The sequence below is a fragment of the Pseudomonas sp. ok272 genome (assembly GCF_900109995.1).
Classification (GTDB): domain Bacteria; phylum Pseudomonadota; class Gammaproteobacteria; order Pseudomonadales; family Pseudomonadaceae; genus Aquipseudomonas.
The window spans coordinates 1-20,765 of sequence record NZ_FOCB01000025.1; the positions used below are offsets into that span (position 1 = coordinate 1).

General features: G+C 56.4%; 32 protein-coding genes and 1 pseudogene. 32 read left to right on the forward strand and 1 reads right to left on the reverse strand.

The window, feature by feature from the left end:
• The 31 genes and pseudogenes from BMW74_RS23270 to bfr all read left to right on the forward strand — a co-directional run.
• A pseudogene (locus BMW74_RS23270) lies at positions 1-108 on the forward strand (elongation factor Tu); the annotation flags it as partial.
• Positions 109-265: 157 nt separating this feature from the next.
• Entirely contained in the window at positions 266-577 is a 312-nt protein-coding gene (rpsJ, locus tag BMW74_RS23275) for a 30S ribosomal protein S10 (RefSeq protein ID WP_003186070.1), read from the forward strand.
• Between the two features lie 80 nt (positions 578-657).
• On the forward strand, positions 658-1,293 hold the full coding sequence (gene rplC, locus BMW74_RS23280; RefSeq protein ID WP_003186059.1) for a 50S ribosomal protein L3: 636 nt from the start codon (positions 658-660) through the stop codon (positions 1,291-1,293).
• Between the two features lie 12 nt (positions 1,294-1,305).
• Positions 1,306-1,908 carry a 50S ribosomal protein L4 gene (gene rplD, locus BMW74_RS23285; RefSeq protein ID WP_007896707.1) on the forward strand — a complete coding sequence of 201 codons (603 nt, stop codon included), beginning with the start codon at positions 1,306-1,308 and terminating at the stop codon, positions 1,906-1,908.
• Positions 1,905-2,204 (forward strand): 50S ribosomal protein L23, encoded by a 300-nt coding sequence (gene rplW, locus BMW74_RS23290; protein WP_002555488.1) that lies wholly within the window; start codon positions 1,905-1,907, stop codon positions 2,202-2,204. The genes rplD and rplW overlap by 4 nt, the downstream gene beginning before the upstream one ends.
• Positions 2,205-2,218: 14 nt before the next feature.
• A complete protein-coding gene (gene rplB / locus BMW74_RS23295; protein ID WP_003176423.1) occupies positions 2,219-3,043 on the forward strand; it encodes a 50S ribosomal protein L2 in 825 nt (274 codons plus the stop codon).
• Positions 3,044-3,059: 16 nt separating this feature from the next.
• Complete coding sequence (gene rpsS, locus BMW74_RS23300; RefSeq protein WP_002555486.1) at positions 3,060-3,335, forward strand: 30S ribosomal protein S19; 276 nt, start codon at positions 3,060-3,062, stop codon at positions 3,333-3,335.
• Between the two features lie 11 nt (positions 3,336-3,346).
• Positions 3,347-3,679 carry a 50S ribosomal protein L22 gene (rplV, locus tag BMW74_RS23305; RefSeq protein ID WP_003103908.1) on the forward strand — a complete coding sequence of 111 codons (333 nt, stop codon included), beginning with the start codon at positions 3,347-3,349 and terminating at the stop codon, positions 3,677-3,679.
• Positions 3,680-3,692: 13 nt separating this feature from the next.
• Positions 3,693-4,379, forward strand: coding sequence for a 30S ribosomal protein S3 (rpsC, locus tag BMW74_RS23310; protein WP_003176422.1), 687 nt, complete (start codon positions 3,693-3,695; stop codon positions 4,377-4,379).
• A gap of 12 nt (positions 4,380-4,391) precedes the next feature.
• Positions 4,392-4,805: a 50S ribosomal protein L16 gene (rplP, locus tag BMW74_RS23315; protein WP_025215754.1), complete on the forward strand. Its 414-nt coding sequence runs from the start codon at positions 4,392-4,394 to the stop codon at positions 4,803-4,805.
• Complete coding sequence (gene rpmC, locus BMW74_RS23320) at positions 4,805-4,996, forward strand: 50S ribosomal protein L29 (protein WP_002555481.1); 192 nt, start codon at positions 4,805-4,807, stop codon at positions 4,994-4,996. Before rplP ends, rpmC begins: the two co-directional genes overlap by 1 nt.
• Before the next feature lie 2 nt (positions 4,997-4,998).
• Positions 4,999-5,265 carry a 30S ribosomal protein S17 gene (rpsQ, locus tag BMW74_RS23325; RefSeq protein WP_003444370.1) on the forward strand — a complete coding sequence of 89 codons (267 nt, stop codon included), beginning with the start codon at positions 4,999-5,001 and terminating at the stop codon, positions 5,263-5,265.
• A gap of 23 nt (positions 5,266-5,288) precedes the next feature.
• Positions 5,289-5,657, forward strand: a complete 369-nt coding sequence (rplN, locus tag BMW74_RS23330; RefSeq protein ID WP_002555479.1) for a 50S ribosomal protein L14 — start codon at positions 5,289-5,291, stop codon at positions 5,655-5,657.
• An 11-nt stretch (positions 5,658-5,668) separates the two neighbouring features.
• Complete coding sequence (gene rplX, locus BMW74_RS23335; RefSeq protein ID WP_003176416.1) at positions 5,669-5,983, forward strand: 50S ribosomal protein L24; 315 nt, start codon at positions 5,669-5,671, stop codon at positions 5,981-5,983.
• 22 nt (positions 5,984-6,005) lie between these two features.
• Positions 6,006-6,545 carry a 50S ribosomal protein L5 gene (rplE, locus tag BMW74_RS23340; RefSeq protein ID WP_003210069.1) on the forward strand — a complete coding sequence of 180 codons (540 nt, stop codon included), beginning with the start codon at positions 6,006-6,008 and terminating at the stop codon, positions 6,543-6,545.
• Positions 6,546-6,558: 13 nt separating this feature from the next.
• A complete protein-coding gene (gene rpsN / locus BMW74_RS23345) occupies positions 6,559-6,864 on the forward strand; it encodes a 30S ribosomal protein S14 (protein ID WP_093426479.1) in 306 nt (101 codons plus the stop codon).
• Positions 6,865-7,073: 209 nt separating this feature from the next.
• Positions 7,074-7,466: a 30S ribosomal protein S8 gene (rpsH, locus tag BMW74_RS23350; protein WP_003186040.1), complete on the forward strand. Its 393-nt coding sequence runs from the start codon at positions 7,074-7,076 to the stop codon at positions 7,464-7,466.
• Between the two features lie 12 nt (positions 7,467-7,478).
• Positions 7,479-8,012, forward strand: a complete 534-nt coding sequence (gene rplF / locus BMW74_RS23355; protein WP_007896774.1) for a 50S ribosomal protein L6 — start codon at positions 7,479-7,481, stop codon at positions 8,010-8,012.
• Positions 8,013-8,022: 10 nt separating this feature from the next.
• Positions 8,023-8,373 (forward strand): 50S ribosomal protein L18, encoded by a 351-nt coding sequence (gene rplR, locus BMW74_RS23360; protein ID WP_003186037.1) that lies wholly within the window; start codon positions 8,023-8,025, stop codon positions 8,371-8,373.
• Between the two features lie 3 nt (positions 8,374-8,376).
• Positions 8,377-8,877, forward strand: coding sequence for a 30S ribosomal protein S5 (gene rpsE / locus BMW74_RS23365; protein WP_003186035.1), 501 nt, complete (start codon positions 8,377-8,379; stop codon positions 8,875-8,877).
• A 2-nt stretch (positions 8,878-8,879) separates the two neighbouring features.
• The gene (gene rpmD, locus BMW74_RS23370; protein WP_003186033.1) at positions 8,880-9,056 is read left to right on the forward strand and encodes a 50S ribosomal protein L30; all 177 of its coding nucleotides are present in this window, start codon (positions 8,880-8,882) and stop codon (positions 9,054-9,056) included.
• 3 nt (positions 9,057-9,059) lie between these two features.
• Positions 9,060-9,497 carry a 50S ribosomal protein L15 gene (gene rplO, locus BMW74_RS23375; RefSeq protein WP_093426480.1) on the forward strand — a complete coding sequence of 146 codons (438 nt, stop codon included), beginning with the start codon at positions 9,060-9,062 and terminating at the stop codon, positions 9,495-9,497.
• The gene (gene secY, locus BMW74_RS23380; protein WP_093426481.1) at positions 9,498-10,826 is read left to right on the forward strand and encodes a preprotein translocase subunit SecY; all 1,329 of its coding nucleotides are present in this window, start codon (positions 9,498-9,500) and stop codon (positions 10,824-10,826) included.
• Between the two features lie 24 nt (positions 10,827-10,850).
• Positions 10,851-10,967, forward strand: coding sequence for a 50S ribosomal protein L36 (gene rpmJ, locus BMW74_RS23385; protein ID WP_002555468.1), 117 nt, complete (start codon positions 10,851-10,853; stop codon positions 10,965-10,967).
• Positions 10,968-11,097: 130 nt separating this feature from the next.
• On the forward strand, positions 11,098-11,454 hold the full coding sequence (gene rpsM / locus BMW74_RS23390) for a 30S ribosomal protein S13 (RefSeq protein ID WP_003186020.1): 357 nt from the start codon (positions 11,098-11,100) through the stop codon (positions 11,452-11,454).
• A gap of 30 nt (positions 11,455-11,484) precedes the next feature.
• Complete coding sequence (gene rpsK / locus BMW74_RS23395; RefSeq protein ID WP_007924177.1) at positions 11,485-11,874, forward strand: 30S ribosomal protein S11; 390 nt, start codon at positions 11,485-11,487, stop codon at positions 11,872-11,874.
• Positions 11,875-11,892: 18 nt separating this feature from the next.
• Positions 11,893-12,513, forward strand: coding sequence for a 30S ribosomal protein S4 (gene rpsD / locus BMW74_RS23400; RefSeq protein ID WP_003210056.1), 621 nt, complete (start codon positions 11,893-11,895; stop codon positions 12,511-12,513).
• Between the two features lie 22 nt (positions 12,514-12,535).
• A complete protein-coding gene (gene rpoA, locus BMW74_RS23405) occupies positions 12,536-13,537 on the forward strand; it encodes a DNA-directed RNA polymerase subunit alpha (RefSeq protein WP_007924176.1) in 1,002 nt (333 codons plus the stop codon).
• A 42-nt stretch (positions 13,538-13,579) separates the two neighbouring features.
• Positions 13,580-13,966: a 50S ribosomal protein L17 gene (gene rplQ, locus BMW74_RS23410; protein WP_024778333.1), complete on the forward strand. Its 387-nt coding sequence runs from the start codon at positions 13,580-13,582 to the stop codon at positions 13,964-13,966.
• A gap of 231 nt (positions 13,967-14,197) precedes the next feature.
• Positions 14,198-15,643, forward strand: a complete 1,446-nt coding sequence (locus tag BMW74_RS23415) for a catalase (RefSeq protein ID WP_093426482.1) — start codon at positions 14,198-14,200, stop codon at positions 15,641-15,643.
• A gap of 159 nt (positions 15,644-15,802) precedes the next feature.
• A complete protein-coding gene (gene bfr / locus BMW74_RS23420; RefSeq protein ID WP_093426483.1) occupies positions 15,803-16,267 on the forward strand; it encodes a bacterioferritin in 465 nt (154 codons plus the stop codon).
• Between the two features lie 65 nt (positions 16,268-16,332).
• On the opposite strand, the gene uvrA is transcribed toward bfr, so the two are convergent.
• The gene (gene uvrA / locus BMW74_RS23425; protein ID WP_093426484.1) at positions 16,333-19,167 is read right to left on the reverse strand and encodes an excinuclease ABC subunit UvrA; all 2,835 of its coding nucleotides are present in this window, start codon (positions 19,165-19,167) and stop codon (positions 16,333-16,335) included.
• 191 nt (positions 19,168-19,358) lie between these two features.
• On the opposite strand from uvrA, the gene BMW74_RS23430 reads away from it, so the two are divergent.
• A complete protein-coding gene (locus tag BMW74_RS23430; protein WP_093426485.1) occupies positions 19,359-20,756 on the forward strand; it encodes an MFS transporter in 1,398 nt (465 codons plus the stop codon).
• Positions 20,757-20,765: the final 9 nt, after the last annotated feature.

Sequence of the window (20,765 nt, forward strand, 5' to 3'; positions counted from 1 at the left end):
GTTGTCACCCTGATCAAAACCATCGCGATGGAAGATGGTCTGCGTTTCGCTATCCGTGAAGGCGGTCGTACCGTCGGCGCTGGCGTCGTAGCCAAAATCTTCGAATAAGCTCTTTTTGAGTTTGCTTCGATGAATTGAAAAAGCCTCCGCCTAGCGGGGGCTTTTTTTATTGGGTTGACACCTATCTGGGGCGTCTATAGAATTGCGCCTCCTTTTAACGGGCGTATTGCGCTCGCTGGGAATAGCAGCCGGAGTCTGAAATCCAATGCAAAATCAGCAAATCCGTATCAGGTTGAAGGCTTTTGACCATCGCCTGATCGACCAATCCACCCAGGAAATCGTGGAAACCGCGAAACGTACTGGTGCCCAAGTGCGTGGTCCAATTCCACTGCCTACCCGTAAAGAGCGGTTCACCGTTCTGGTCTCCCCGCACGTCAACAAAGACGCGCGTGACCAGTACGAGATCCGTACTCATAAGCGCGTTCTGGACATCGTCCAGCCAACGGATAAAACCGTTGATGCTCTTATGAAGCTTGATCTTGCGGCCGGTGTGGAAGTGCAGATCAGCCTCGGCTAAGACTCGGTCTTAGTCGTGTAACGCTCTGAAATGGGCGGCCATAGCGGGTGAAAGCCCCGTACACTCATGAGGTTTACAACATGACTATTGGTGTAGTCGGTCGTAAATGCGGTATGACCCGTATTTTCACCGAAGAAGGTGTCTCCATTCCGGTCACGGTCATTGAGATCGAGCCGAATCGCGTCACCCAGTTCAAAACTGAAGAGACCGATGGCTATCGTGCAGTGCAAGTCACTGTCGGCGAGCGTCGTGCTTCACGTGTAACAGCTGCTCAAGCTGGCCACTTCGCTAAGGCGAACGTTGCCGCTGGTCGTACCGTAATGGAATTCCGCCTTGAAGAAGGCGAGTACCAGGCCGGCGATCTGATCAACGCTGAAATCTTTGCCGCTGGTCAACTGGTTGATGTAACCGGTCAGTCCAAGGGTAAGGGCTTCCAGGGTACGATCAAGCGTTGGAACTTCCGCGGGCAAGATAACACCCACGGTAACTCCGTATCCCACCGCGTCCCAGGCTCTATCGGCCAGTGCCAGACTCCTGGTCGTGTATTCAAGGGCAAAAAAATGTCCGGTCATATGGGCGCTGAGCGCGTGACCGTGCAGTCCCTAGAAGTAGTGCGCGTGGACGCTGAACGCAATCTGTTGTTGGTCAAGGGCGCTGTTCCTGGCGCTACTGGCGGCAACCTGGTTGTACGTCCAGCAGCCAAGGCTCGCGGTTAAGGGGAAGCTGACATGCAATTAAATGTAAATGACGCCCAAGCGATCGAAGTTTCCGAACTGACATTTGGCGGCGAATTCAACGAGACGCTGGTTCACCAAGCAGTCGTGGCCTACATGGCCGGCGGCCGTCAAGGTAGCAAGCAGCAAAAGACCCGTTCCGATGTCCGTGGTGGCGGTAAGCGCCCTTGGCGTCAGAAAGGTACTGGCCGTGCTCGTGCCGGTACTATCCGTAGCCCAATCTGGCGCGGCGGCGGTACCACTTTCGCAGCTCGTCCTCAGGATCACACCCAGAAGCTGAACAAGAAGATGTATCGCGCAGCAATGCGTTCCATCCTTGCTGAGCTGGTGCGTACTGATCGTCTGGTTGTGGTTCAGGACTTCGCTGTTGATGCACCGAAGACCAAAGATCTGCTGAACAAGCTGACCGGCATGGGCCTGACTGACGTCTTGATCGTGTCTGAAGTAGTTGATCAGAACCTGTACCTGGCTGCTCGCAACCTGCCACACGTTGATGTCCGTGACGTGCAAGGTTCCGATCCAGTTAGTCTGATCGCATACGACAAGGTGTTGATCACCGTGTCGGCCGTGAAGAAATTCGAGGAGCTGCTGGGATGAACCAGGAACGCGTATTTAAAGTTCTGCTTGGCCCGCACGTTTCCGAGAAGGCTACGGTTCTGGCTGACAAGAAAGGCCAGTTCGTTTTCAAGGTTGCAACTGACGCAACCAAGCTGGAAATCAAGAAGGCCGTCGAAAGCCTGTTCAGCGTGAAAGTAGAGCGTGTTACTACCCTGAATGTTCTGGGTAAGAGCAAGCGCACTGCTCGCGGTCTGGGCAAGCGTAATGACTGGAAGAAGGCAGTTATCTCCCTTCAGCCAGGCCAAGATCTCGATTTCAGCAGCAGTGCTGAGTAAGGAAGGGGTGCATCATGGCAATCGTTAAATGCAAACCGACTTCCCCTGGCCGCCGTTTTGTGGTCAAGGTGGTCAACCAGGAGCTGCATAAAGGCGCTCCTCACGCACCGCTGCTCGAGAAAAAATCGAAGACTGGTGGTCGTAACAACAATGGTCGTATTACCACTCGTCACATCGGTGGTGGCCATAAGCAGCATTATCGTCTGGTCGATTTCCGTCGCAACGACAAAGATGGCATCTCTGCCACTGTCGAGCGTATCGAATACGATCCAAACCGTACTGCTCACATCGCTCTGCTGCTGTACGCAGATGGCGAGCGTCGCTACATCATCGCACCTAAGGGTGTGAGTGCTGGCGACCAGCTGATCGCAGGTGCCTTGGCGCCGATCAAGCCGGGCAACGCTCTGCAACTGCGTAACATTCCAGTTGGTAGCACCGTACACGGCATCGAATTGAAGCCAGGTAAAGGCGCGCAAATCGCTCGTTCCGCTGGTGCTTCGGCTCAGCTGATCGCTCGTGAAGGTGTCTACGTGACCCTGCGTCTGCGTTCTGGTGAGATGCGTAAAGTGCTGGCTGAGTGCCGCGCGACCCTGGGCGAAGTCTCGAACTCCGAGCACAGCCTGCGTTCGCTGGGTAAAGCTGGTGCCAAACGCTGGCGTGGCGTTCGCCCAACCGTTCGTGGTGTTGCCATGAACCCGGTTGACCACCCACATGGTGGTGGTGAAGGTCGTACCTCTGGTGGTCGTCATCCGGTATCGCCATGGGGCTTCCCGACTAAGGGCGCGAAGACTCGTGGTAATAAGCGTACCGACAAAATGATCGTCCGTCGTCGCAAGTAAATAGAGGGATACGACAGTGCCACGTTCTCTGAAAAAAGGTCCTTTTATCGATCTTCACCTACTGAAGAAGATCGAAGTGGCGGCGGAAAAGAACGATCGCAAACCAGTGAAAACCTGGTCGCGCCGTTCGATGATCCTGCCACAAATGGTCGGTTTGACCATCGCAGTACACAACGGTCGTCAACACGTCCCAGTTCTCGTTAACGAAGACATGGTCGGCCACAAACTGGGCGAGTTTGCCGGTACCCGCACTTACCGTGGGCACGTGGCAGACAAGAAAGCCAAGCGTTAAGGGGTTAGGAAATGGAAGTAGCCGCTAAGTTGTCGGGCGCTCGAATCTCCGCCCAGAAAGCCCGCTTGGTCGCCGACCAGATCCGCGGGAAGAAGGTGGGCGAAGCGCTCAACCTGTTGGCTTTCAGCAGTAAGAAAGCCGCCGAGATCATGAAGAAAGTGCTGGAGTCGGCCGTAGCCAACGCCGAGCATAACGAAGGCGCAGACGTTGATGACCTGAAGGTCAGCACCGTTTTCGTCAACGAAGGGCGTTCGCTGAAGCGCATCATGCCACGTGCCAAAGGCCGTGCTGATCGCATCGTCAAGCGGTCTTGCCATATCACTGTCAAGGTTGCTGACAAGTAACGGAGTCGAAGAGATGGGTCAGAAAGTACATCCCATTGGCATTCGCCTGGGAATCGTCAAGGAGCACACCTCCGTCTGGTACGCAGACGGTCGGACTTATGCGGACTACTTGTTCGCTGATCTGAAGGTGCGTGAGTATCTCCAAGACAAACTAAAAAGCGCGTCCGTAAGCCGTATCGATATCCATCGCCCGGCCCAAACTGCACGTATCACCATCCACACCGCTCGTCCAGGTATCGTTATCGGGAAGAAAGGTGAAGATGTTGAGAAACTGCGTCAGGACCTGACCAAGCAAATGGGTGTGCCTGTGCACATCAATATCGAAGAGATCCGCAAGCCGGAGCTCGACGGTATGCTGGTTGCGCAGAGCGTAGCTCAGCAGCTGGAGCGTCGCGTAATGTTCCGTCGCGCTATGAAGCGCGCAGTACAGAACGCCATGCGCATTGGTGCCAAAGGCATCAAAATCCAAGTGAGCGGTCGTCTCGGCGGTGCTGAAATCGCACGTACTGAATGGTATCGCGAAGGTCGTGTGCCACTGCACACCCTGCGTGCCGACATCGACTATGCCAACTACGAAGCTCACACCACTTACGGTGTGATCGGTGTAAAGGTTTGGATCTTCAAAGGCGAAGTAATTGGTGGTCGCCAAGAAGAGCTGAAGCCACAAGCACCAGCGCCTCGTAAAAAAGCTGCTAAGTAAGGGGTACGCCAAATGTTGCAACCAAAGCGTACGAAGTTCCGCAAGCAAATGACTGGCCACAACCGTGGTCTGGCATTGCGCGGTAGCAAAGTCAGCTTCGGCGAGTTCGCGCTGAAGTCTGTAGCTCGTGGTCGTCTCACCGCTCGTCAGATCGAGTCAGCGCGTCGTGCTCTGACCCGTCACGTAAAACGTGGCGGCAAGATCTGGATCCGTGTATTCCCGGACAAGCCTATTTCCAAAAAGCCCCTCGAAGTTCGTATGGGTAAAGGTAAGGGTAACGTGGAGTACTGGGTTGCCCAGATTCAGCCAGGCAAAGTCCTGTATGAAATCGAGGGTGTTACTGAAGAGCTGGCGCGTGAGGCTTTTGCCCTGGCTGCTGCAAAGCTGCCGCTCGCCACCGCCTTTGTTAAACGGACGGTGATGTGATGAAAGCGAATGAACTTCGTGAAAAATCCGCACAGCAGCTGAACGAGCAACTGCTCGGCCTGCTGCGCGACCAGTTCAATCTGCGTATGCAGAAAGCAACTGGCCAGTTGGGGCAGTCTCATCTGCTCTCGCAAGTTAAGCGTGACATTGCTCGCGTGAAAACTGTGCTCAACCAGCAGGCAGGTAAGTGATCATGGCTGAAGCCGAAAAAACTGTCCGTACGCTGACTGGCCGTGTTGTCAGCGACAAGATGGACAAAACCATCACCGTTCTGATCGAGCGCCGCGTTAAGCACCCGATCTACGGTAAGTACGTTAAGCGTTCGACTAAGCTGCACGCGCACGACGAAACCAATCAGTGCCACATCGGCGACAAAGTCACTATTCGTGAAACTCGTCCGCTGGCCAAGACCAAGTCTTGGGCACTGGTTGATATTCTCGAACGCGCTGTGGAAGTCTAAGGACTAGGGGTCGGAGAAATTATATGATTCAGACTCAATCCATGCTCGATGTGGCCGATAACAGCGGCGCACGCCGCGTTATGTGCATCAAGGTGCTGGGTGGCTCCCATCGTCGTTACGCTGGTATCGGTGACATCATCAAAGTTACCGTCAAGGAAGCAATTCCTCGCGGTAAAGTGAAAAAAGGCCAAGTGATGACTGCTGTTGTAGTCCGCACTCGTCACGGCGTTCGCCGTGCTGATGGCTCCATTATCCGCTTTGATGGCAACGCTGCTGTTCTTCTGAACAACAAGCAAGAGCCGATCGGCACCCGTATCTTTGGGCCAGTGACCCGTGAACTTCGTACTGAGAAGTTCATGAAGATCGTCTCGCTCGCCCCAGAAGTGCTGTAAGGAGATCCGACATGCAAAAGATTCGTCGTGACGACGAGATCATCGTGATCGCCGGCAAAGACAAAGGTAAGCGCGGTAAGGTGCTTAAGGTTCTCGCTAATAACCGTCTGGTTATCGGCGGCCTGAACCTGGTTAAGCGTCATACCAAGCCTAACCCGATGTCGGGCGTACAAGGCGGTATCGTCGAAAAAGAAGCTCCACTGGACGCTTCTAACGTCGCCATTTTCAACGGCGAAACCAACAAGGCTGACCGCGTTGGTTTCAAAGTAGAAGACGGCAAGAAAATTCGTGTCTTCAAGTCGACCCAAAAAGCGGTTGATGCTTGAACACTGCTAGGTAGATAAGACCATGGCACGACTAAAAGAGATTTACCGGAAGGAAATCGCTCCGAAACTTAAGGAAGAACTTAAGCTTTCGAACGTGATGGAAGTTCCGCGCGTTACAAAAATCACCCTGAACATGGGTCTGGGCGAAGCGATCGGCGACAAAAAAGTCATCGAGCACGCTGTTGCTGACCTGGAAAAGATCACCGGCCAGAAAGTCGTTGTGACCTACGCTCGCAAATCCATCGCTGGCTTTAAAGTCCGTGAAGGTTGGCCGATCGGCGTCAAAGTGACCCTGCGCCGCGAGCGTATGTACGAATTCCTGGATCGTCTGCTGTCGATCTCCCTGCCTCGGGTCCGCGACTTCCGCGGCCTGAATGCCAAGTCCTTCGATGGTCGTGGTAACTACAGCATGGGCGTGAAAGAGCAGATCATTTTCCCGGAAATCGATTACGACAAGATCGATGCTCTCCGCGGTCTGGACATTACCCTGACCACCACTGCCAAGAACGATGATGAAGGTCGCGCTCTGCTGCGCGCTTTCAAATTCCCGTTCCGCAACTGATTGGAGTAGGAAAATGGCCAAGAAGAGCATGAAAAACCGTGAGCTGAAGCGTCAGCTCACTGTTGCCAAGTACGCCACCAAGCGTGCCGCGCTGAAAGCTATCATCGTTGATCTGAACGCAAGTCCAGAAGCACGTTGGGAAGCTTCCGTAGCGCTGCAAAAGCAACCACGTGACGCAAGCGCTTCGCGCATGCGTAACCGTTGCCGCCTGACTGGCCGTCCGCATGGTGTTTACCGCAAGTTCGGCCTCGGCCGTAACAAGTTGCGTGAAGCAGCAATGCGCGGCGACGTACCAGGTCTGGTTAAAGCCAGCTGGTAAGCGCTGTCAAAGTCTCGGTGGTCGGGATCGCAAGAACCTGACCATCGGTGGCCTTGAATCTGAAACAAGCCCCTTTTGGGGCTTGTTTCATTTCCGGAGTGTGTCTAGAATATCCGGCTCGCCTGAGCCCGTGTTTTTTATGCTCGGAGATTCTCGGCGACAAGTAGTAGCCGCAAGGCTAATTTTTCTGTATTAGGAGCGTCTAGCCCATGAGTATGCAGGACCCGTTAGCGGACATGCTAACTCGAATCCGTAATGCCCAGATGGCTGAAAAGTCCGTCGTAAGCATGCCGTCTTCCACGTTGAAGGTGGCTGTAGCTAAAGTCCTGAAGGACGAAGGTTACATCGCGGGTTATCAGATCAGCAGCGAAATCAAACCACTGTTGTCTATCGAGCTGAAATATTTCGAAGGCCGTCCGGTCATCGAAGAAGTGAAGCGCGTTAGCCGTCCAGGCCTGCGTCAGTACAAGTCCGTCGATGATCTGCCAAAAGTTCGTGGCGGTCTCGGTGTGTCTATCGTCTCCACCAACAAAGGTGTGATGACGGATCGTGCTGCGCGCGCTGCCGGTGTCGGCGGCGAAGTTCTTTGCACTGTGTTCTAAGGGGGGATAAGCATGTCTCGCGTCGCTAAGAACCCCGTTAAGCTGCCAGCCGGTGTCGAAGTAAAATTCGCAGGCCAACAGCTTTCGGTGAAGGGTGCCAAGGGTACTCTTGAACTGAACATCCATTCGTCCGTTGAGATTGTTGAAGAAGCCGGTGAGCTGCGTTTTGCTGCTCGCAATGGTGATCAACAGACTCGCGCAATGGCTGGTACCACTCGTGCGCTGGTTAACAACATGGTCCAAGGCGTAAGCCAAGGCTTCGAGCGCAAGCTCCAGCTGGTCGGTGTTGGTTACAAAGCGCAAGCAAAAGGCACAGTGCTGAACCTGGCTCTCGGCTTCTCGCACCCAGTGGATTACGAACTGCCGGAAGGCATCACCGCTGAGACTCCTAGCCAGACCGATATCCTGATCCGGGGTATCGATAAGCAGCTGGTAGGTCAAGTGGCCGCCGAGATCCGCGACTTCCGTCCACCAGAGCCGTACAAAGGCAAAGGTGTGCGCTACGCGGACGAAGTCGTCCGTCGTAAAGAAGCCAAGAAGAAGTAGGGCATAGCAAATGACCGACAAAAAAGTTACTCGACTGCGTCGCGCTCGCAAAGCACGCCTGAAAATGCACGAACTCGAAGTCGTGCGTCTCTGCGTGTTCCGCTCGTCGCAGCACATCTACGCCCAGGTCATTTCGGCCGACGGCAACAAAGTTCTGGCAAGTGCCTCGACTTTGGACAAAGAACTGCGTGATGGTGCCACTGGCAACATCGACGCGGCCACTAAGGTTGGCCAGCTGGTCGCTACGCGTGCTAAAGCCGCTGGCGTCTCGCAGGTGGCTTTCGACCGCTCTGGCTTCAAGTACCACGGCCGCGTTAAGGCGCTGGCTGATGCTGCTCGTGAAGCTGGGCTGGAGTTCTAAGTTATGTCAAATAACGACCAAAAGCGCGACGAAGGCTACATTGAGAAGCTGGTTCAAGTTAACCGCGTAGCCAAAACCGTTAAAGGCGGCCGTATCTTCACTTTCACCGCGTTGACCGTGGTTGGTGATGGTAAAGGGCGCGTTGGCTTCGGCCGTGGCAAGTCGCGTGAAGTGCCTGCTGCGATCCAGAAGGCAATGGAAGCTGCTCGCCGCAACATGATTCAAGTTGACCTGAACGGCACCACTCTGCAGTACGCAATGAAGTCTGCTCATGGCGCTTCGAAGGTGTACATGCAGCCTGCTTCTGAAGGTACCGGTATCATCGCTGGCGGCGCTATGCGTGCTGTCCTCGAAGTTGCTGGCGTTCAGAACGTTCTGGCCAAGTGCTACGGCTCGACTAACCCGGTAAACGTGGTTCACGCCACTTTCAAAGGTTTGAAGGCTATGCAGTCTCCTGAATCCATTGCCGCCAAGCGTGGCAAAAGCGTCAAGGAGATCTTCTGATCATGGCTACCGTTAAAGTAACGCTGATCAAAAGCATGACCGGCCGTATCCCTAACCACAAACTGTGCGTTAAGGGTCTGGGTCTGCGTCGCATCGGTCACACTGTAGAAGTCCTGGATACTCCCGAGAATCGCGGGATGATCAACAAGGCCTACTACATGCTGCGTGTCGAGGGTTAATCGATGAAACTCAATGATCTGAGTCCAGCGCCGGGTTCCCGTCGCGAAAAGCATCGTCCGGGCCGTGGTATCGGTAGTGGTTTGGGCAAGACCGGTGGCCGTGGCCACAAAGGTCAGTCCTCCCGCTCCGGTGGCACCATCGCTCCAGGCTTTGAAGGCGGCCAACAGCCGTTGCATCGTCGCCTGCCTAAGTTCGGTTTCGTTTCCCTGAAGGCCATGGACCGCGCACAAGTGCGTTTGTCCGAGCTGGCTAAAGTGGAAGGCGACATCGTTACTGTGCAGTCCTTGAAAGATGCCAACGTGATCAACGTCAACGTACAGCGTGTGAAAATCATGCTGTCCGGCGAAGTTAGTCGCGCTGTCACCATCGGAAAGGGAATCGGCGCCACCAAAGGTGCGCGTGCGGCTATCGAAGCAGCTGGCGGCAAGTTCGAGGAATAAATGGCTAAGCAAGGTGCTCTCTCTGCGCTCGGCAAAGGCGGTATGTCTGAACTCTGGGCTCGTCTGCGTTTTCTGTTCCTGGCGATTATCGTCTACCGAATAGGCGCACACATCCCGGTTCCAGGTATCAACCCGGACCGACTCGCGGACCTGTTTCGACAGAATGAGGGGACCATTCTTAGCTTGTTCAACATGTTTTCCGGCGGCGCGCTGGAACGGATGAGCATCTTTGCACTGGGGATCATGCCGTACATCTCGGCATCGATCATCATGCAGCTGATGACCGCCGTCAGCCCGCAGTTGGAGCAGTTGAAGAAGGAAGGTGAAGCTGGCCGTCGCAAGATCAGCCAGTACACCCGCTACGGCACTGTCGTCCTCGCTCTCGTTCAGGCTATTGGCATGTCCATTGGTCTGGCGGGGCAGGGCGTAGCGTTCACTGGTGACTTTAGCTTCCATTTCGTTGCGGTAACCACGTTTGTGGCTGGCGCAATGTTCATGATGTGGCTGGGTGAGCAGATTACTGAGCGTGGTGTTGGCAACGGTATCTCGATGTTGATTTTCGCAGGTATCGTCGCCGGTCTTCCGAGAGCGATTGGGCAGTCTTTCGAGTCTGCGCGTCAGGGGGATATCAACATCTTCGCCCTGGTTGCCATCGGTTTGTTGGCAGTAGCGATTATCGGTTTCGTGGTGTTCATTGAGCGTGGTCAGCGTCGTATTGCTGTTCACTACGCCAAGCGTCAGCAGGGCCGCAAGGTTTTTGCTGCGCAGACTAGCCACTTGCCGCTGAAAGTGAACATGGCCGGGGTTATTCCGGCTATTTTCGCAAGCAGCATCTTGCTGTTTCCGGCTTCGTTGGGTGCCTGGTTCGGTCAGTCTGAAGGTATGGGCTGGTTGCAGGACATCTCGCAGTCGATCGCTCCTGGTCAGCCGTTGAATATTCTGCTGTTTAGTGCAGGGATTATTTTCTTCTGCTTCTTCTATACGGCGTTGATGTTCAATCCGAAAGACGTAGCGGAAAACCTGAAGAAGTCCGGTGCCTTTATTCCGGGTATCCGTCCAGGTGAGCAGTCTGCGCGCTATATTGATGGCGTTCTGACCCGCTTGACCATGTTCGGTGCTCTCTATATGACGGCCGTGTGCCTGCTGCCCCAGTTTCTGGTGGTTGCAGCAAACGTTCCGTTCTACCTTGGCGGGACCTCGTTGCTGATCGTCGTCGTGGTTGTGATGGACTTCATGTCCCAAGTACAATCGCACCTCGTTTCGCACCAGTACGAATCCCTGATGAAGAAAGCCAACCTGAAGGGTTACGGCAGCGGCATGCTGCGCTGACCCATAAGGTTCGAGGAGTTGGTGATGAAAGTTCGTGCATCGGTGAAAAAGCTGTGCCGTAACTGCAAAATTATTCGCCGCGAAGGTGTTGTTCGAGTAATTTGCAGCGCGGAACCGCGTCACAAACAGCGCCAAGGCTGAGTGTGATTGTGCTTCAAGCCCGGTAGCTAGTGCGCTACCGGGTTGATTATTTGTTATTACAGCGATATTATCTCGCGCCCTATTTCTTGGCTTCCGGGGCGTAGGTAGCTGTCAATTGGAGTCCCACTGAATGGCCCGTATTGCAGGCGTTAACATTCCAGATAACAAGCATACTGTTATCTCGCTGACCTACATCTATGGTGTTGGTCGCACTACTGCACAGAAGATCTGTGCAGTGACTGGGGTAAACCCAGCAGCAAAGATCAAAGATCTGAGCGACGAGCAGATTGAACAGCTGCGTGGCGAAGTGGCGAAGTTCACCACTGAAGGTGACCTGCGTCGCGAAATCAACATGAAAATCAAGCGCTTGATGGACCTCGGTTGCTATCGCGGTCTGCGTCATCGTCGCGGTCTTCCAGTGCGCGGTCAGCGTACCAAGACCAACGCGCGTACCCGTAAAGGTCCGCGTAAGCCGATCCGCAAGTAATCGCCCCAGCGAATCGACAGGAATTTAATCATGGCAAAACCTGCTGCTCGTCCTCGTAAAAAGATTAAAAAGACAGTGGTTGATGGCATCGCCCACATCCACGCATCTTTTAACAACACAATCGTGACCATCACCGACCGTCAAGGTAACGCGCTTTCTTGGGCTACCTCCGGTGGTTCGGGTTTCCGCGGTTCTCGCAAGTCCACCCCGTTCGCTGCTCAAGTAGCTGCTGAACGTGCTGGTCAAGCTGCGCTGGAATACGGCCTGAAAAACCTCGACGTTAACGTCAAGGGTCCAGGTCCAGGTCGTGAGTCTGCTGTCCGTGCTTTGAACGGCTGTGGCTATAAGATCGCCAGCATCACCGACGTGACGCCAATCCCGCACAACGGGTGCCGTCCGCCGAAGAAGCGCCGCGTGTAATCCAGGAGATTGTAAAGAATGGCTCGTTACATTGGTCCAAAATGCAAACTCGCTCGTCGCGAAGGCACCGATCTCTTCCTGAAGAGCGGCGTGCGCGCGATCGAATCGAAGTGCAACATTGAAGCAGCACCTGGTATCCACGGCCAGCGCCGCGGTCGCCAGTCCGATTACGGCACCCAACTGCGTGAAAAGCAGAAGGTTCGTCGTATCTACGGCGTTCTCGAGCGTCAATTCAGCGGCTACTACAAAGAAGCTGCTGGCAAGAAAGGCGCAACCGGCGAAAACCTGTTGCAACTGCTCGAATGCCGTCTGGACAACGTTGTATACCGTATGGGCTTTGGTTCGACTCGTGCCGAATCCCGTCAGCTGGTATCGCACAAATCCGTAAGCGTTAACGGCCAAACCGTAAACGTCCCGTCTTACCAGGTTCGTGCTGGTGACGTGGTCGCGATCCGCGAGAAAGCAAAAAACCAACTTCGCATTGTCCAAGCTCTCGATCTGTGTGCCCAACGTGGCCGCGTAGAATGGGTAGAAGTAGACACTGAGAAGAAGTCGGGCGTTTTCAAGAACGTTCCAGCTCGCAGTGATCTGTCCGCCGACATCAACGAAAGCCTGATTGTCGAGCTCTACTCCAAGTAAGGGCTAGAAAATAGGTGCATCCATGCAGATTTCGGTAAATGAGTTCCTGACACCCCGCCATATTGATGTGCAGGTTGTCAGTCCAACCCGCGCCAAGATCACCCTCGAGCCTCTCGAGCGTGGTTTTGGCCACACCCTGGGCAACGCGCTGCGACGCATCCTGTTGTCCTCAATGCCCGGCTGCGCAGTAGTCGAGGCCGAGATTGACGGTGTGCTCCACGAGTACAGCGCCATCGAAGGTGTACAGGAAGACGTAATTGAAATCCTGTTGAACCTTAAAGGTCTGGCTATCAAGCTGCACGGCCGTGACGAAGTTACGCTGACCTTGTCGAAGAAGGGTTCGGGGGTGGTTACCGCTGCCGATATTCAGCTGGATCATGATGTCGAGATCGTTAATCCCGATCACGTAATCGCTAACCTGGCGTCTAACGGCGCCTTGAACATGAAGCTAGTAGTAGCTCGTGGTCGTGGTTATGAACCGGCCGACTCGCGTCAGAGCGATGAAGACGAAAGCCGCAGCATTGGTCGCTTGCAGCTTGATTCTTCGTTCAGCCCGGTTCGCCGCATCGCCTACGTGGTGGAAAACGCCCGTGTCGAGCAGCGTACTAACCTGGACAAGCTGGTTATTGATCTGGAAACCAACGGTACTCTGGATCCTGAAGAGGCTATCCGTCGCGCTGCAACCATCCTGCAACAGCAGTTGGCTGCGTTCGTCGACCTCAAAGGTGACAGTGAACCAGTGGTAATCGAGCAGGAAGACGAGATCGATCCGATCCTGCTTCGCCCGGTTGACGATCTGGAACTGACTGTACGTTCGGCTAACTGCCTTAAGGCGGAAAACATCTACTACATCGGTGACCTGATTCAGCGTACCGAAGTAGAGCTGTTGAAGACTCCGAACCTTGGCAAGAAATCCTTGACTGAAATCAAGGACGTTCTGGCCTCCCGCGGTCTGTCCCTCGGCATGCGCCTCGACAACTGGCCGCCTGCAAGTCTTAAGAAGGACGACAAGGCGACTGCCTGATCGTCGTAATCACCGAACGTTGTGTTTGGTAAGGAATGAACCATGCGTCATCGTAAAAGTGGTCGTCACCTGAGCCGCACCAGCTCGCACCGCAAGGCCATGTTTCAAAACATGGCGGTGTCGCTGTTCGAGCACGAGCTGATCAAAACTACACTGCCAAAAGCCAAAGAACTGCGTCGCGTTGCTGAGCCGCTGATCACTTTGGCCAAGACAGACAGCCTGGCTAACCGCCGTCTGGCTTTCGACCGTACTCGTTCGAAAGCTATCGTTGGTAAGCTCTTCAACGACCTGGGCAAGCGTTACGCTACCCGTGAGGGTGGCTACCTGCGCATCCTCAAGTGCGGTTTCCGCGCTGGCGACAACGCGCCTATGGCGTACGTCGAGTTGGTTGATCGTGCTACCGGCGGTGAAGCTGTATCCGCTGAGTAAGACGTCAGTCTGAAACGAAAAACCGGGCCTAGTGCCCGGTTTTTTGTGGGCGCTCGAAAAGTGCTCATTGTTTTCGGCCTGCAGATGCCCTGGCTATCCACAAGACTTGATCGTTAGTTAATTTCTATTGATGCGGATCAATTAATGAATTTGATGGTGTCATGTTCATGGTCAATACTCCTTCTCAGCCGATTAGCCGGCAGTTTCCAAGACTGAAGAGGAAGATTGAGCATGAGCCAGAATAAAACGTTGACCACCGCCAGTGGCGCGCCCGTCGCTGATAACCAGAACTCCCGTTCCGCTGGCCCCCGTGGCCCGCTGCTGCTCGACGACTTTCACCTGATCGAGAAGCTTGCTCACTTCAACCGTGAAAACATCCCAGAGCGCCGTGTACACGCCAAGGGCTCGGGTGCCTACGGTACGTTTACGGTGACTCGCGATATTACTCAGTACACCAGCGCCAAGCTGTTTGAAGCGGTTGGCAAGAAAACCCCGACCTTCCTGCGGTTCTCCACTGTCGGCGGCGAGCGCGGCTCGGCTGATACCGAGCGCGACCCTCGCGGTTTTGCCCTGAAGTTCTACACCGAAGAAGGCAACTGGGACATCGTGGGTAACAACACGCCAGTGTTCTTCATCCGTGATCCGCTGAAGTTCCCGGACTTCATCCACACACAGAAGCGCCTGCCCCAAAGCAACCTGAAAAGTGCACAGATGATGTGGGACTTCTGGTCGCACTCACCCGAGTCGTTGCACCAGGTCACTATCCTGTTCTCCGATCGCGGTATCCCGGACGGCTATCGCCACATGCACGGCTTCGGTAGCCACACCTACAGCCTGATCAGTGCCAAGGGTGAGCGCCACTGGGTGAAGTGGCACTACAAGACCAAGCAAGGTATCAAGAACCTGCCGCCGGCAGAGGCTGCGCGCCTGGCCGGTACCGATCCGGATTACGCCCAGCGTGATTTGTTCGGGGCCATTGAGCGCGGTGACTTTCCGAAGTGGCGCGTGTGCATTCAGATCATGACCGAAGCCCAGGCGAACGCTCATCACGAAAACCCGTTCGACGTGACCAAGACCTGGTCGCAGAAAGAGTTCCCGCTGATCGAAGTGGGTGAGTTGGAACTCAACCGCAACCCACAAAACTATTTCGCCGAAGTCGAGCAGGCCGCGTTTGGTCCTAGCAATATGGTGCCGGGTGTAGGTCTGTCACCGGATCGCATGTTGCAGGGCCGTGTCTTTGCTTATGCCGATGCCCACCGCTACCGCGTCGGTACCAATCACCAGCAATTGCCGGTGAATGCGCCGCTCAGCCCAGTCAACACCTACCAGCGTGATGGCTCCATGGCGTTTGGCAGTAATGGCGGTGGCGCCCCGAACTACGAGCCCAACAGCTATGCCGAAGCGCCGAAGCAGGCCCCTCGCTACGCAGAGCCACCCCTGGCGCTCAGCGGCGCCGCGGATCGCTACGATCACCGCGAAGACACCGACTACTACAGCCATGCCGGTGCGTTGTTCCGGTTGATGAATGACGACCAGAAGACACTTCTGATCAATAACATCGCCGGGGCTATGGCAGGCGTTTCCAGTGATGTGGTCGAGCGTCAATTGCAGCACTTCTTCAAGGCCGATCCGGCGTATGGAGAAGGGATCGCAAAGGCATTGGGTGTACAGCTTTAACGAAGTCTAAACGATAAGCAGAACCGCCCTCATTTGGGCGGTTTTTGCGTTATTTAAACCAGTTTTCTCAGAATATCTTCGCTTTTATCCCGTGATTCGAGTGACCAATCAGTCGGCTTGGTTCAAACTACAGCCTTTCAAGCAGGGAGATGTACGGCGATGCAAGGTCACCCGGACGTAATCGATTACCTCAACACGTTGCTGACGGGCGAACTCGCAGCGCGTGATCAGTATTTCATCCATTCGCGGATGTATGAGGACTGGGGCTTTACCGAGCTCTACGAGCGCATCAACCACGAGATGGAAGAAGAAACCCAGCACGCCGATGCGCTGATGCGCCGGATCCTGATGCTCGAAGGCACGCCACGCATGCGTCCCGACGACGTAGATAGCGGCACCACGGTGCCTGACATGCTCGCCAGCGACTTGCGCCTGGAATACAAGGTCCGCGCCGCGCTGTGCAAGGGTATCGAGCTCTGCGAGAAGCATGGCGACTACGTCACCCGGGAAATCCTGCGGGTGCAGTTGAACGATACCGAAGAAGATCACACCTACTGGCTGGAGAAACAGTTGGGGTTGATCAAGTTGATCGGTCTTGAGAACTACCTGCAATCGCAGTTCTGATTCCAGTGGATACAAAAAAGCCCCGGTCACGAATGAGGTGACCGGGGCTTTTTCATGGCCGCGGGTTAAGCGCGGTCACGTTCCAGCAATGGCTTGAGGTAGAAGCCGGTGTGGGACTGTTTCATCTCGGCGACTTCCTCGGGCGTGCCCACCGCAATGATCTGGCCACCCTTGGAGCCCCCCTCCGGGCCTAGGTCCACCAGCCAGTCGGCGGTCTTGATCACGTCCAGGTTGTGCTCGATCACCACCACGGTGTTGCCGTGATCGCGCAGGCGATGCAGCACATCGAGCAGTTGCTGGATGTCGGCGAAGTGCAGGCCAGTGGTTGGCTCATCGAGGATGTACAGGGTCTTGCCGGTATCACGCTTGGACAGCTCGCGCGACAACTTGACCCGCTGGGCTTCGCCGCCCGACAGGGTGGTCGCCGATTGCCCCAGCTTGATGTACGACAGGCCTACATCCATCAAGGTCTGGAGCTTGCGTGCCAGGGCGGGGACCGCATCGAAGAATACGCGGGCTTCCTCGATGGTCATTTCCAGGGTTTCGTGGATGCTCTTGCCCTTGTACTTGATCTCCAGGGTTTCGCGGTTGTAACGCTTGCTCTTGCACACGTCGCACGGCACGTAGATGTCCGGCAGGAAGTGCATTTCTACCTTGATCAACCCATCGCCCTGGCAGGCCTCGCAGCGTCCACCCTTGACGTTGAACGAGAAGCGCCCCGGACCGTAGCCCCGTGAGCGGGACTCTGGCACGCCGGCAAACAGTTCGCGGATCGGTGTGAACAACCCGGTGTAGGTCGCCGGGTTGGAGCGTGGCGTACGGCCGATCGGGCTTTGGTCGATGTCGACGACTTTGTCCAGGAGCTCAAGGCCCTTGATGCTGTCGTGGGCGGCGGCTTCCAGCGTGGTCGCGCCATTCAGCGCGGTGGCGCTGAGGGGGAACAGGGTGTTGTTGATCAACGTCGATTTGCCCGAGCCGGACACACCAGTCACACAGGTCAGCAGGCCCAGCGGGATCTCCAGGTCGACGTTGCGCAAGTTGTTGCCCCGAGCACCCTTGAGGTGCAGCGACAGCTTCTTGTTGCGCGGTGTGCGTTTGGCCGGGACTGCGATCTTCACCCGGCCAGACAGGTATTTACCCGTCAGCGAGTCCGGGTGCGCCATGACTTCGGCCGGTGTGCCTTCGGCGACGATATGCCCGCCGTGGACGCCAGCACCGGGGCCGATGTCGACGACATAGTCCGCCAGGCGAATGGCATCCTCGTCGTGCTCGACCACGATCACCGTGTTGCCGATGTCGCGCAGGTGCTTGAGGGTGCCCAGCAAACGGTCGTTGTCACGTTGGTGCAGGCCAATCGACGGCTCGTCGAGGATGTACAGCACGCCCACCAGGCCCGCGCCAATCTGGCTGGCCAGGCGGATACGCTGGGCTTCACCACCGGACAGGGTGTCGGCACTGCGGTCCAGGGACAGGTAATCGAGGCCGACGTTGACCAGGAACTGCAAGCGCTCGCGGATTTCCTTGAGGATCTTGTCGGCAATTTCCCCGCGTCGGCCGGTCAGTTTCAGCGTGCCGAAGTAGTCGGACGCATCGCCAATGGGCAGGTTGGTGACCGCGGGCAGGGTTTTTTCGCCGACCCACACGTGACGCGCCTCACGACGCAGCCGGGTACCGCGGCAATCCGGGCATGGCTGGGTGCTGAGGAACTTGGCCAGCTCTTCGCGTACCGAGGCAGACTCGGTCTCGCGGTAGCGGCGGTCAAGGTTCGGCACGATGCCTTCGAACGGATGGGAGCGCTTGACGATGTCGCCGCGGTCGTTGAGGTATTTGAAGTCGACGTTCTGCGTGCCGCTGCCATGCAGGATGACTTTCTGCTGCTCGGCGGGGAGTTGGTTGAACGGCACCTCCAGGCTGAACCCGTAATGGGCGGCCAACGAGCCGAGCATCTGGAAGTAATAGACATTGCGCCGATCCCAGCCGCGGATAGCGCCCTCGGCCAGGGTCAGTTCGCCGTTCACCAGGCGCTTGATGTCGAAGAACTGCTTTACGCCCAGGCCATCGCACGTCGGGCAGGCGCCGGCCGGGTTGTTGAAGGAGAACAGCTTGGGTTCGAGCTCGCTGATGGCATGGCCGCAGATCGGGCAGGCGAAGCGTGCGGAGAAGATCATTTCCTCGCCAGGTTCGTCGTCCATCGGCGCCACCAGGGCGATGCCGTCGGCCAGCTTCAGCGCGGTCTCGAAGGACTCGGCGAGGCGCTGTTGCAGGTCGTCGCGCACCTTGAAGCGGTCGACCACGACGTCGATCGAATGCTTCTTCTGTTTATCGAGCTTCGGCAGTTCATCCAGCTCGCACAGCCGGCCGTTGACCCGGGCCCGGACAAAGCCCTGGGCGCGCAGCTCTTCGAAGACGGAAAGGTGCTCGCCCTTGCGCTCACGGATCACCGGGGCGAGCAGCATCAGCTTGCTGCCTTCGGGCTGGGCCAGCACCAGGTCGACCATTTGGCTGACGGTCTGGGCTTCGAGGGGGATGTCGTGATCCGGGCAGCGCGGAATACCCACGCGAGCATAGAGCAGGCGCAGGTAGTCGTAGATTTCGGTGATGGTGCCGACCGTGGAGCGCGGGTTATGCGAGGTCGATTTCTGCTCGATGGAGATCGCCGGCGACAGGCCTTCGATGGTGTCGACGTCGGGCTTTTCCATCATCGACAGGAACTGTCGGGCGTAGGCCGACAGCGACTCGACATAGCGGCGCTGACCTTCGGCATAGAGCGTATCGAAGGCCAGGGAAGACTTGCCGGACCCGGACAGGCCGGTGATGACGATCAGCTTGTCCCGTGGCAGGGTCAGGTCGATGTTCTTCAGGTTGTGGGTTCGAGCCCCACGAATCAGGATCTTGTCCAAGATGGCCTCGCTTGGCGGGCTTCGAAAGCGTAGAAGTATACGGGCAAATACTGGATGGATGCACACTATCAAGTGCGCGCGTAATTGCCTCACATGAAGAGTTTGACATCAAAGCGCGTCAAAGCGTCGCCCTATACCCCGTCAACCGGTGGGACTGATAGAATCGCCGCCGGTTCACATGAGGTAATTCCATGCACGATCCCCACAGCGAACGCATGAGTGGTAGCGAGAACCGCGCGGCAAGCGGTCTGGCCCTGGTGTTCGCTTTCCGTATGCTTGGCATGTTCATGGTGTTGCCGGTATTGGCGACCTACGGCATGGACCTGGCCGGCGCGACCCCAGCCCTGATCGGCCTGGCCATTGGCGCCTATGGCCTGACCCAGGCCGTGTTCCAGATTCCATTCGGGATCATTTCCGACCGTATCGGCCGTCGCCCGGTGATTTACCTGGGGCTGATCGTCTTCGCCCTCGGCAGCGTGCTGGCGGCCAACGCCGATTCGATCTGGGGCGTGATCGCCGGACGGATCCTGCAAGGCGCCGGGGCGATTTCCGCAGCGGTCATGGCCTTGTTGTCGGACCTGACCCGCGAACAGCACCGCACCAAGGCCATGGCCATGATTGGCATGACCATCGGTTTGTCGTTTGCCGTGGCCATGGTCGTCGGGCCATTGCTGACCCGTGCGTTCGGCTTGTCCGGGCTGTTCCTGGCCACGGGCGGCATGGCGCTGGTGGGTATCCTGATCGTGATGTTCATGGTCCCGCGCGCCGTCGGTCCGTTGCAGCACCGCGAGTCCGGCGTCGCCCGCCAGGCGCTGTTGCCGACGCTCAAGCACCCGGACCTGCTGCGCCTGGACCTGGGCATCTTTGTGTTGCACGCCATGCTGATGTCCAGCTTCGTTGCCTTGCCGCTGGCGCTGGTGGAAAAAGCCGGGCTGCCTAAAGAGCAACATTGGTGGGTGTACCTCACCGCGCTGCTGATTTCTTTCTTCGCCATGATCCCGTTCATTATCTACGGCGAGAAAAAACGCAAAATGAAACGAGTTTTACTCGGCGCCGTCGTGACGCTGATGCTCACTGAGCTATTCTTCTGGAAGTTCGGCGACAGCTTGCGGGCCCTGGTGATTGGTACGGTGGTGTTCTTCACCGCGTTCAACTTGCTGGAAGCCTCCTTGCCATCGCTGATCAGCAAGGTTTCACCGGCGGGTGGCAAGGGCACGGCGATGGGGGTTTATTCCACCAGCCAGTTCCTCGGATCGGCGCTCGGCGGGATCATGGGCGGCTGGTTGTTCCAGCATGGCGGTTTGTCGGTTGTGTTCCTCGGATGCGCCGGGTTGGCTGCACTTTGGCTGGTCTTTGCTGTTACCATGCGCGAACCTCCCTATGTGACAAGCCTGCGCTTGCCGTTATCGCCCGAGGCGATCCGCGAAGCCGGTCTGGTCGAGCGCCTCAAGGCCGTCGTAGGGGTAACAGATGCAGTGGTGGTTGCCGATGAGGCGGCCATTTACATCAAATTGGACACCGAACTATTGGATCGCACCACCCTCGAACGCCTGGTCAACGACCCGGCCGGGGCTGCGTGCGAAGCCTAGGAGAACGTT

Coding starts and splice junctions, on each gene's coding strand:
- rpsJ (WP_003186070.1), top strand. CDS start 266: ATGCAAAATCAGCAAATCCGTATCAGGTTGAAGGCTTTTGACCATCGC.
- rplC (WP_003186059.1), top strand. CDS start 658: ATGACTATTGGTGTAGTCGGTCGTAAATGCGGTATGACCCGTATTTTC.
- rplD (WP_007896707.1), top strand. CDS start 1,306: ATGCAATTAAATGTAAATGACGCCCAAGCGATCGAAGTTTCCGAACTG.
- rplW (WP_002555488.1), top strand. CDS start 1,905: ATGAACCAGGAACGCGTATTTAAAGTTCTGCTTGGCCCGCACGTTTCC.
- rplB (WP_003176423.1), top strand. CDS start 2,219: ATGGCAATCGTTAAATGCAAACCGACTTCCCCTGGCCGCCGTTTTGTG.
- rplV (WP_003103908.1), top strand. CDS start 3,347: ATGGAAGTAGCCGCTAAGTTGTCGGGCGCTCGAATCTCCGCCCAGAAA.
- rpsC (WP_003176422.1), top strand. CDS start 3,693: ATGGGTCAGAAAGTACATCCCATTGGCATTCGCCTGGGAATCGTCAAG.
- rplP (WP_025215754.1), top strand. CDS start 4,392: ATGTTGCAACCAAAGCGTACGAAGTTCCGCAAGCAAATGACTGGCCAC.
- rpmC (WP_002555481.1), top strand. CDS start 4,805: ATGAAAGCGAATGAACTTCGTGAAAAATCCGCACAGCAGCTGAACGAG.
- rpsQ (WP_003444370.1), top strand. CDS start 4,999: ATGGCTGAAGCCGAAAAAACTGTCCGTACGCTGACTGGCCGTGTTGTC.
- rplN (WP_002555479.1), top strand. CDS start 5,289: ATGATTCAGACTCAATCCATGCTCGATGTGGCCGATAACAGCGGCGCA.
- rplX (WP_003176416.1), top strand. CDS start 5,669: ATGCAAAAGATTCGTCGTGACGACGAGATCATCGTGATCGCCGGCAAA.
- rplE (WP_003210069.1), top strand. CDS start 6,006: ATGGCACGACTAAAAGAGATTTACCGGAAGGAAATCGCTCCGAAACTT.
- rpsN (WP_093426479.1), top strand. CDS start 6,559: ATGGCCAAGAAGAGCATGAAAAACCGTGAGCTGAAGCGTCAGCTCACT.
- rpsH (WP_003186040.1), top strand. CDS start 7,074: ATGAGTATGCAGGACCCGTTAGCGGACATGCTAACTCGAATCCGTAAT.
- rplF (WP_007896774.1), top strand. CDS start 7,479: ATGTCTCGCGTCGCTAAGAACCCCGTTAAGCTGCCAGCCGGTGTCGAA.
- rplR (WP_003186037.1), top strand. CDS start 8,023: ATGACCGACAAAAAAGTTACTCGACTGCGTCGCGCTCGCAAAGCACGC.
- rpsE (WP_003186035.1), top strand. CDS start 8,377: ATGTCAAATAACGACCAAAAGCGCGACGAAGGCTACATTGAGAAGCTG.
- rpmD (WP_003186033.1), top strand. CDS start 8,880: ATGGCTACCGTTAAAGTAACGCTGATCAAAAGCATGACCGGCCGTATC.
- rplO (WP_093426480.1), top strand. CDS start 9,060: ATGAAACTCAATGATCTGAGTCCAGCGCCGGGTTCCCGTCGCGAAAAG.
- secY (WP_093426481.1), top strand. CDS start 9,498: ATGGCTAAGCAAGGTGCTCTCTCTGCGCTCGGCAAAGGCGGTATGTCT.
- rpmJ (WP_002555468.1), top strand. CDS start 10,851: ATGAAAGTTCGTGCATCGGTGAAAAAGCTGTGCCGTAACTGCAAAATT.
- rpsM (WP_003186020.1), top strand. CDS start 11,098: ATGGCCCGTATTGCAGGCGTTAACATTCCAGATAACAAGCATACTGTT.
- rpsK (WP_007924177.1), top strand. CDS start 11,485: ATGGCAAAACCTGCTGCTCGTCCTCGTAAAAAGATTAAAAAGACAGTG.
- rpsD (WP_003210056.1), top strand. CDS start 11,893: ATGGCTCGTTACATTGGTCCAAAATGCAAACTCGCTCGTCGCGAAGGC.
- rpoA (WP_007924176.1), top strand. CDS start 12,536: ATGCAGATTTCGGTAAATGAGTTCCTGACACCCCGCCATATTGATGTG.
- rplQ (WP_024778333.1), top strand. CDS start 13,580: ATGCGTCATCGTAAAAGTGGTCGTCACCTGAGCCGCACCAGCTCGCAC.
- BMW74_RS23415 (WP_093426482.1), top strand. CDS start 14,198: ATGAGCCAGAATAAAACGTTGACCACCGCCAGTGGCGCGCCCGTCGCT.
- bfr (WP_093426483.1), top strand. CDS start 15,803: ATGCAAGGTCACCCGGACGTAATCGATTACCTCAACACGTTGCTGACG.
- BMW74_RS23430 (WP_093426485.1), top strand. CDS start 19,359: ATGCACGATCCCCACAGCGAACGCATGAGTGGTAGCGAGAACCGCGCG.